Origin of the sequence: Acinetobacter sp. AL9 (assembly GCF_041464035.1) — a bacterium.
Lineage (GTDB): Bacteria > Pseudomonadota > Gammaproteobacteria > Pseudomonadales > Moraxellaceae > Acinetobacter > Acinetobacter towneri.
In genome coordinates, this window is record NZ_JAYFSK010000074.1 from 1 (window position 1) to 8,934 (window position 8,934).

The window sequence follows — 8,934 nt, forward strand, 5'->3', positions numbered from 1 at the left end:
TGATTCACCATAGTGACAGAGGGGTTCAATATCTTTCCATTCGCTATACCAATCGTTTAGAAGCAGCAAATTTACGAGCATCAGTCGGTACGACCGGTGATTCATACGATAATGCTTTGGCTGAAACAGTGAATGGCTTATACAAAACAGAGGTGATTGAATATTTAAAAGCAGATTGGCAAGGTTTAGCGGATGTACAACTTGCGACATTAAATTGGGTAGATTGGTTCAATAAAGAGCGTGTACATAGTGCACTAGGTTATGTGCCACCTTTTGATTTTGAAGCAATGTACTATGATAAAATTAATCCGTTAGGTCAGGTGGCCTAACTTAAATAAAAAGTCTCCGACAAACCCGGTACGGTTCACCGTTGAACTTTGCTAGCCTTCTTTTACAAAAGCTCCAGAATGATTCTATTCCATTTATATGACATTGTCCTCTGGCAAATTCATTCGCTCCATGATTTACTCTAAAATGCTTTGAGTAACCAACATCTACCAAACCATTGTATCCACGCCAACCATCACTATAAATTACACTTTCAAGTGCAACTTTACCTAAGATAACTTGTTGTAATCTAGTCTTTTTACAATCAGGGACTATTTCTGTATAAACTCGACCATTCCTTTCAAATATTCCAAATACAGGTTGTTTTAAAGTACCTCGACCTCGCTTCAATTTCCCATGAAAACCACGTTGTCTTTTTGCTCCAAAATAGCTCTCATCAACTTCAATAGAACCTACAAACTTTGCTCTTAAATCTGTTTGATAATCGTAGATTGCTTCTCTAAAAAGCATGTACCAATAGTTGATGGTATTACGGTTCAAGTTAAGCAATAAGGCTGTTTTAGAAGCAGGAATATCAATGCAAAAGCACTGAATAATTTTTTTAATCTTATAGTGACTTAATTTACTGTTTTCTATCATGATTCTAGACTAACATATCTATTCTGCTAGTCTAGAGCCTTGCCAAAAAGTTATTGTTTCATTTATGAAAGACCCTCTGACAACCAGGTCATTTTGAGCAAAGCGTTATTCAACCAAGCAAAGAGGGCAATTATTTGATCCATTTAAATCTCCTGGTCTTGGGGGAATAATAGTGCTTGTGTAAATAGAGACAGTTCTTGAGCACGGATGGGATTCAGTGAATAGTGTATCCAGCGTCCGTTTTTTCTGCCTTTAACCAGACCCGATTCAGTCAAACACTTCATGTGGTGAGATAAGGTTGATTGACTAATCGACAGATTCTTGAGTAATTCACATGCACAACACTCCCCTGCCTGTAACATTTGCAAAATCTGAAGACGGGTCTTATCCGTCAAAACCTGATACAGGGAAACCGCTTGCTGATGATCCAATTCCTTTATCCATCAAGGACCTATTTCACCAGTATGTAAATTATATTGATCATCGTCAATGTATTTTCACAAAAAAAGCCCTAATCAAGTTAGGGCTTTTTGCTATCCAAGACGCTTTATTTCAGCCGATTGCCCTGTTCATCAATAATGAATTCACCGTCTTCTTTGGCAAAGGCTCCTAATTGCGGCAAAGGCAGAATATCCAGCACGACTTCGGAAGGACGGCATAAACGCGTTCCGAACTCGGTGACCACCAACGGACGGTTGATCAGGATTGGATGCTGCAGCATGGCTTCAACCAGTTTCTCATCGCTCCAGCTCGCATCATCCAGATTCAGCTCGGCATAGGGATCGACATTTTTACGCAAGACTTCACGAACCGTTAAACCGGCGTCCCGAATCATATTGACCAGCTGATCTTTAGAGGGTGGCGTAAGCAGATATTCAATCACTTCCGGCTCAATTCCTGCATTGCGAATTAACGCCAATGTATTACGTGAAGTTCCACATGCTGGGTTATGATAAATTTGCACTTTTGGCATTTGATCCATGAGCTTTACCCTTATCAATGAATCATGTCTTTATATATGAATATACGCATATTCGAAATATGAAATATATTCATTTGTAGCATTGATCTGAGAATGAGTGTCTACAAACATTTAACACCGCTTCCAGGTACGGTCATCTCATATTTAGATATTGGATCTGGCTATAAGATTTATTCAAATACGCTACAAAAAAACCTTGGAACAATAAGTCGGTATTGACCGTGGAACAACAATAATCATTAAAACAACTTTCGCAGCTCTGCAACTTTCCCTATGCTATTAATCTTTACATAAATAATTGTTTTATATAAATAATTAGTAGATTTTCAGCAAACAGCCCTTGATTGTTGCTAAACAATTTTATTTTAGCTGCGTGTGATTCATTTTCGGATCAAATAGACCATTGTGCATGGTTCCCTGATCATCCAAAAGTGTGAATTCAATGCGATCAAATTCGGTAGACTGCGGAGCCTGCTCTAAGGGATAGATACGATTCGCTTGTGCAGGGGTCATCATATCCATCTGTTTTGCAACAATTCTAGATTGCTGACCCTGGATCACTTTTAGTCCGGTAAATGAAATATGGTAGGGTGTAGGGTTATGACAAACTAAAAACCACTGCCCTGCAGATTGTTGTAAGGAAAAGCGTAACTGTGCAGCAATTTGTTCAATATTCATTTTGGCCAAGTTGGCTGGGCGATAGAAAATTTTCAGCTGGGTATTCATCGCCAGATCTAAACGTGCCTGATTTGCGCTGACTAGCTGACTTTGTTCAGGGGGCTTACCCACAATTTCATAAAGATTGAGCCAATAGACTGATTCACGATCGGCAGGCATGGCGTCACCATTCTGCACAATGCGTATTGCCTGTATACCCTTAGGATTCATCTTAAATATTGCCGGCAACACTATAAAAGGGGCTTTGGCAAGATCGAGATTGCCCGAGCCATCATCTACCCATGTTTGCACAATAATTGGGTAGTCATTGCTATTGGCCAGTAGCAAGGATTGTTCCCTGCTCTGTTCTGCATAAATGACCCGGCTAGAGGCAGGCAAAATACCAGCCTGTGCAACAATACTGTGAGCGAATAAGCTTATGTAACATAAGTGTAGAATGGACTTCATTGCATTTTTACCAGCACATGGGCAGTTGCAAGTACGGAGCCCGCCGTTACAGCTCCCGCAGAAGGAAGCTTTTTCAGTACAGCACGCAGTGGAATGGTTGTCGTCTTTGTTCCCGATGATTGCGTAAGATCTGGAAATGCATACCACCCCGCATTATTACCATTCGGGAAATTAACAGGGAGGTAACATGTCTTATCGCCAGTTCCGTCAATGAGCGGATTATCCCAGCTACAAGCATTAGACAGAAAACCTACGGTGGTCGGGGGGAAACCACTGCCTGTAAAACCTGGCTGTCCTACAAAGTTCATCAGTGTACTACCACCATCTTTGTAGAGAAAAATCCCGACATTTTTAGCTCGAGCTGCATTGGTAGCATAGTCATCTGAGACTAGTGCAGTCACTCCCTGATTGGCATTGACCAGTCCTAAAGCTTGTGCCTGAGTATAGCTGGCTTGAGAAGCCTGAATGCCAACCGCGAATTGACCAGTATTCAGGCCAGCATTCACACCTCCTGTACATTCAATCTCAATGTTAAAATCTGTAGCCACCTGTCCGCCAGCATCCAGATGAGCCGTCGTAGTCAAAGGTAAAGTAACCGTCTGAGTGTTTGCCGTGGTCGCCCAGCAGGTATTTGCAGCAGGGACAAGGTAGGCTGCATTATACAAGGTATAACCAAAACCGTTATTCACCCCTAAAAAATCAAAAAGAGTTTCAGAGTCTTGTCCTTCCAAGTCATGAGAAAAAGGGACGGGACCACCACTTGAGGAGCTATCTGCTAATTGAATATACGCTGAGGGTTCCTCACATGAATAATTACCTGAATCCTCCACAGAACCACATACCAAACTAAAGCTTGGGCTACCATCAACCTTAAAAAATTCAACTGTTAGATTTGGAATATGTTTTAAACGGATACAATACCAGCCCGAAGGACATTGAGTCGCATTGCTGACAGTACCCGTATATGTTCCTATATCATAGCTTACCGGCACAGTTTTCCAAGTTTTTGTTAACGTAACACCGGCCATAGTCTGACGAATGCCAATTCCCTGAAATCCCGTATAGTAAACATTGGTCTGACCCCCAACATCTATACTTTGTACTAATTCCTCCCCTCCATGTAATGCATTTCCATTAGTGGCGACCAGGAACCGCACGTCACTCATATTATTAGTATCAGGAGCACAGCGCCATAAAATTGTTTCAGCTAAAGCATTTCTCACTTTATATTCCATAGGTGAGACTGTGACCTCAGAAATTTTCGTTCCTGCAGGTTGAATTGTATTATTATAAAGATGTAAATTTCCTACTGGAATTTTTGCTGCCGCATTATCCCCTGTATCAGTAACCTTATTAGCTTCCAGTATGCCTTCACTACCATCACGATAGTCGACAAATATGCACTGTGCCTGTACAGTAATACCAATACTCATTAACAGCATTACAAAAAAAAATTTGAGCACAATGTTCAATTTATTATCCATATTATTGATTCTCTACAATGCATTGTAATTGCAGTTTAATCATCGGTTGTTCCAACTGCTGACGGTCAATACGGTAAGGCATTGTGCAACGTTGTCCTGCATCATCACCCCAATCGAAAGTCAGTGTACCTTGTGGCTGTTCGACGCGCACATAAGCCTGCCCAGCCTGTCCGACCATGCCAATCACTTCACCGGCTTCATTGCGGACATCTGCCCCCATCGGAATATTTTGCCCTTCAGCTAACCTACTTTGTATCAGCACACTATAGCCATAACGGGTTTTAAAGTTTACTTTTACTGCAGCACCGGCATAGGGTGCAATACGCTGTTCACCACCTTCCAATTCGATATTGCCGGACACCCCTTGCGGGTCGAGGGCGATGGTATTGTAGCGATAAGGACTGATACTCGGGACCAAGGCATAACCAAAACGATCAATCCTGTTAGTTGGGGAACTGACAATTTTGGCACCTTTGGCACCTTTGGCTTCAACCAGGGCAAAGGTATCTCCGAGATAAGAACCCAATGTAATTCCACCAGCATGAATGGCCAAGGCACCACTGGCATTGAGAGAACTTTGCCAGTATTGCTGATTATAGGCACTATTCAGGCCCAGAGAAATTTTCGACAGCCGCTTGTACAAGCCGGCATTATAAGTCTGGTCATTCGACTGTCCGCCGCCATTCATGCCCAGGTTATAGCTCAAACTATAGTCTTCATCTAAGGCACCGCTAATGCCAACCTGATAATTATCACTGTCATTACTGCGATTATAGTTTGCGTTCAGGTTCGGCGTCAGCCTGCCGCGGTTTGAACCAAGTGGGAAAGACAGGCTCAGACCACCAAAGTTGTCAAAACGCTCTTGCTTGAACGAACCACCCTGAAGGCTATGCAATTTTTGCCGCGTATAATTCAGATTCATACTGAGAATACCAAAAGATTTTTGATAGCCAGCTTGTAGTGAAGTATCGCGTTGGCGTCCATCCCGATAGTCTTGGGTTGAACCAGATAAATAAAATGAACCATAATTTCCCAAAGGCTGACTCAGATTGATCTGAAAACGTGAACGCTGTAAATTGCTATATGAAGAAGCCCACAGATTGCCCTGCTCCCAAGCATAGCGGGATCTTAAAATGTCACTAAATTCACGATAGCCACTGGTCGAATAACGATAGCCCGCCAGGGTAATCGTGGTCTTGGTAGGTTGCAGAGTCTTACTGTACGTCAGATTGGTCATCCAGCCATCGGTGGATTCCTGTCCATCCATACTTGGTAACTCGGCTCGCGAGTACGTCAAATTGGCACCCAAAGCGCCCAGGAAACTGCCATAAACGCCGCCGACAGCCAATGCCTGATAAGCATCTGCAAACCGTATACCGCCATTCACGGTAATACTGTTGCTGACACCATATTCATAATTGATATCTGAAAAAAAAGCATCATCGGTTTGGTCAAGATCGGTCCAGCCCAGTGCCAGACTATAATTCGACAATCCGGCACGTAGAGAGGTGGGAACCGCCGCATAGGGAACTTCCGTGGAATGCTTTGAACCATCGGCTTCAGTGACAATCACTGTCAGATTGCCATCATAATTGGTCGGATAGAGGTCATTAATTTCAAAGGGGCCAGGAGCCACCGTAATTTGATAGATCTCGATGCCATTCTGTTCAATCGACACTTTGGCATTGCTCTGGGCGATACCACGGATTACCGGAGCATAACCACGCATCGAATCCGGCCGCATTCGTTCATCTGTTTGCAGACTCAGCCCCTGAAAAGCCAACCCAGACAGAAAACGTCCTGATGTATACTGCTGTCCCAGTATGAGTTGGGATTGCAGTTTATCCACCGGACGTTGCACATAACTGCGAAGATGACGCCAGGTCGTGTCATGCTCATTATTCATGGACAGGTTGGATTGCTGCCGGTATTGCCATTTACCCAGATTGATCCCGCCGTTAAACCCCATAAAGGCAGATTCATTATTGTCCTGATGACTTAAGCGGCTCTGCGAATAATAATAGTTGCCCATATAATTGACAAAGCCAATGCTGCTGCCACTATCCAGATCGGCTGGATTAACATAGCCTCGTGGCAAATTTTTCATGAAACGTTGCGGCACCATCAGGTTCAGACGTAACAAGGAAAAATCAAAATGGCTGCTACTGCCTGTTGCAACCTGGGTGATGGTTAAACATGAGATAGGTTCAGTGCTACTGGCTTGTTGTTTACGGTATCCTTCATCTCCCCAAATACCGGCGTGCTCAAGCAGCTCGGTAGATAAACAGGCATCCACACCCTGTGCGGCTGCCTGATTTTCAACAAACTGGATACTACGCCGTTCCAGAAAACGATCATTGATGTAGAGATCAACTTTATACACCCCGGCTTCAATCCGGTCTGCCTGATTAAAACGTTCAATCATTGCAGGACTTAAGCCACTCCCTTGAAATAAATGCGGATCAAAAGTATAGGCTTCTTTTATGGAATTTTTAGTCTCTTGCTGTGGGAGAATATTATGCTCTGTGCTCAGAGTTAATAGCGGTTCCTGAGCAGATACTTGCTGCAAGCAGAGACAGTGAATTATCATAGATAAACAGGATGGTACGAATAAATGATTTGTCCTCTCCATATTGTATCCCTCCACGATGCTAAGGCTGTTGTACAGGAATGTCTTGTCTGGCTATGGCACCATAATCATTCACATAAGTCACACTGAGCACGCTGTCTTGATTCACCGTTATTTTTTCAGGGATTGGCCAGGTTGCACTGCTGTATGGGGCAATCATGGCAACAGATTTCGGGTCAATATTATGACTTTGCTGTTTCACTTTGAGGGTCGCAGTCGTCAGGTTGGCATAATAACCCGTCGGATTATTCACAATAACTGAGCTACCTTTGGCATTTTGCTGCAGTTTAAACGTCCATTGTTTGGGCATGACTTCAACATTGCCAATAATGCTTTTAGGACGATAAAAAACTTTTAAGCGGTTTTTAACCAAAAAAATGAGTTTATTTTGGTCAGCAGAACTTTCCTGCAAAGCGGGAATCTGTTTGAAATTCAGATAAAAAATGGATTCACGATCCTTTGGCAACTCAGTCTGAGGCACATAAATCAGGCGTGCCATTTGCCCCTGATGCGGGTTAATACGGAAGAACGGGGGATTCACCACAAAAGGAGCATCGGCATTTTCAGGCGTAGATGCATCGTTCCCCCGATCCAGCCAAATTTGTACGATATAGGGAATGTCGCCATTGTTACTGAACTGCAGGGTCTTTTCATTGCTTTCCGCAGGAAAAATAACGCGCGTCCCGACCATCACAATATTCGCCCAAGACTGCGTGGAAACCATGCAAGCCAATAAAGTTAATATAAAAGCATAACGAAACACGGTTTGGATTCCTGCATTTTTTATATTTTTACTGAAATTATCTGACACATATCTAGAAATAAGTAAAGATCAATATATGTCAGATATTTTATGAATTATTTAAGGGTAAATTACTTCATAATCTGCAATTGCTTGTACAGTACCTGCTGAGGCTACACCGGTTGCATAATATTGTGCTGTTAAAGGAAATGATGCTGCTCCTGATTCAGTAGTTTTCCTAGAGGTCACAGCAACCCCCCCTGAAAAATTAATTGGACTACCTCCAGCATATCCCTCTAGGAGTTGCACGACTACGTTGCCTGCAGTACTAGTGCTATCAAGACCTAAATTTGCTCCAGCTTCTGTATGAGCAACGAAACGGACCTGAACATCATCAGCAGTTGCTACGCATCCTATTAAATTCACAGTAAAAGGTGTAGCCCCTGCTGTTTTACCTGAAGAACCCAAATCAACAGTACCCACTGTTGGCAAAGTTACCGTAGGACTAGCCTGACTATTGACTTGCACAGTACAAGTATTTGCAGCAATGTCACCTTGGAATGTAATAGTTTCTACAGCCATCGCCATATTTGCTGCTCCTGCAGCAATTCCAGCAAGTAATAAATGTTTTAATTTCATAAAGCCCCCTTGTGCTTATGTATAAGATGAATACCCGGTTATTAAGTGAAAATTAACGAAACTTTTAAATTATTGATTTTAACATTAGCATTAATAATCTATAAAAAAAAAGCTCTGTACACGACAAAAATAGATAACTCATTGAAATAATGTCACAATAATTGTTTTCTAACGAGGAATACTATGACACATCTCAATTAGTTATATCTTATCTTAAACAAATCTCTAAAATGAAACAAGTCACATTTAAAGTGCTTTGCGCTCATCATGCTTGTGATCATTTTAAAGCAAACATGTAATCTTTCTTCTGCATCTAAAGCCTTGCCCATCAAGTGCTTACCACAATCATTTTATCGACGTATGCAGCGCTTCTTTGCAGGTCAGTATTTTGATTATCGTCAAATTT

General features: G+C 42.3%; 9 protein-coding genes and 1 pseudogene. 2 read left to right on the plus strand and 8 right to left on the minus strand.

The window, feature by feature from the left end:
• Positions 1-329: integrase core domain-containing protein (locus tag ACEO2X_RS12320; protein ID WP_371972087.1), on the plus strand; the 329-nt coding region annotated here is incomplete at its 5' end.
• Between the two features lies 1 nt (position 330).
• Here the strand turns inward: ACEO2X_RS12320 and ACEO2X_RS12325 are convergent.
• The 8 genes from ACEO2X_RS12325 to ACEO2X_RS12360 form a co-directional block, all read right to left on the minus strand.
• Complete coding sequence (locus tag ACEO2X_RS12325; RefSeq protein WP_371972088.1) at positions 331-927, minus strand: IS1595 family transposase; 597 nt, start codon at positions 925-927, stop codon at positions 331-333.
• Positions 928-1,070: 143 nt separating this feature from the next.
• A complete protein-coding gene (locus tag ACEO2X_RS12330; RefSeq protein WP_086197131.1) occupies positions 1,071-1,358 on the minus strand; it encodes a metalloregulator ArsR/SmtB family transcription factor in 288 nt (95 codons plus the stop codon).
• 116 nt (positions 1,359-1,474) lie between these two features.
• Positions 1,475-1,909, minus strand: a complete 435-nt coding sequence (gene arsC / locus ACEO2X_RS12335; protein ID WP_180174980.1) for an arsenate reductase (glutaredoxin) — start codon at positions 1,907-1,909, stop codon at positions 1,475-1,477.
• Positions 1,910-2,269: 360 nt separating this feature from the next.
• A complete protein-coding gene (locus ACEO2X_RS12340) occupies positions 2,270-3,034 on the minus strand; it encodes a molecular chaperone (RefSeq protein WP_371972089.1) in 765 nt (254 codons plus the stop codon).
• The gene (locus ACEO2X_RS12345) at positions 3,031-4,518 is read right to left on the minus strand and encodes a fimbrial protein (protein ID WP_371972090.1); all 1,488 of its coding nucleotides are present in this window, start codon (positions 4,516-4,518) and stop codon (positions 3,031-3,033) included. The genes ACEO2X_RS12340 and ACEO2X_RS12345 overlap by 4 nt, the downstream gene beginning before the upstream one ends.
• Position 4,519: 1 nt before the next feature.
• Positions 4,520-7,087 (minus strand): fimbria/pilus outer membrane usher protein, encoded by a 2,568-nt coding sequence (locus ACEO2X_RS12350; RefSeq protein ID WP_371972091.1) that lies wholly within the window; start codon positions 7,085-7,087, stop codon positions 4,520-4,522.
• Between the two features lie 82 nt (positions 7,088-7,169).
• Positions 7,170-7,910 (minus strand): molecular chaperone, encoded by a 741-nt coding sequence (locus ACEO2X_RS12355; RefSeq protein ID WP_371972092.1) that lies wholly within the window; start codon positions 7,908-7,910, stop codon positions 7,170-7,172.
• Between the two features lie 99 nt (positions 7,911-8,009).
• Positions 8,010-8,528 (minus strand): fimbrial protein, encoded by a 519-nt coding sequence (locus ACEO2X_RS12360; RefSeq protein WP_371972093.1) that lies wholly within the window; start codon positions 8,526-8,528, stop codon positions 8,010-8,012.
• Between the two features lie 210 nt (positions 8,529-8,738).
• Between ACEO2X_RS12360 and ACEO2X_RS12365 the strand changes: the two are divergent.
• Positions 8,739-8,934, plus strand: a pseudogene (locus tag ACEO2X_RS12365) (IS4 family transposase); the annotation flags it as partial.

Bases quoted from the DNA above. Each gene is read 5' to 3' on its own strand.
- arsC (WP_180174980.1), bottom strand. From the start codon at position 1,909: ATGGATCAAATGCCAAAAGTGCAAATTTATCATAACCCAGCATGTGGA.
- ACEO2X_RS12340 (WP_371972089.1), bottom strand. From the start codon at position 3,034: ATGAAGTCCATTCTACACTTATGTTACATAAGCTTATTCGCTCACAGT.
- ACEO2X_RS12325 (WP_371972088.1), bottom strand. From the start codon at position 927: ATGATAGAAAACAGTAAATTAAGTCACTATAAGATTAAAAAAATTATT.
- ACEO2X_RS12360 (WP_371972093.1), bottom strand. From the start codon at position 8,528: ATGAAATTAAAACATTTATTACTTGCTGGAATTGCTGCAGGAGCAGCA.
- ACEO2X_RS12345 (WP_371972090.1), bottom strand. From the start codon at position 4,518: ATGGATAATAAATTGAACATTGTGCTCAAATTTTTTTTTGTAATGCTG.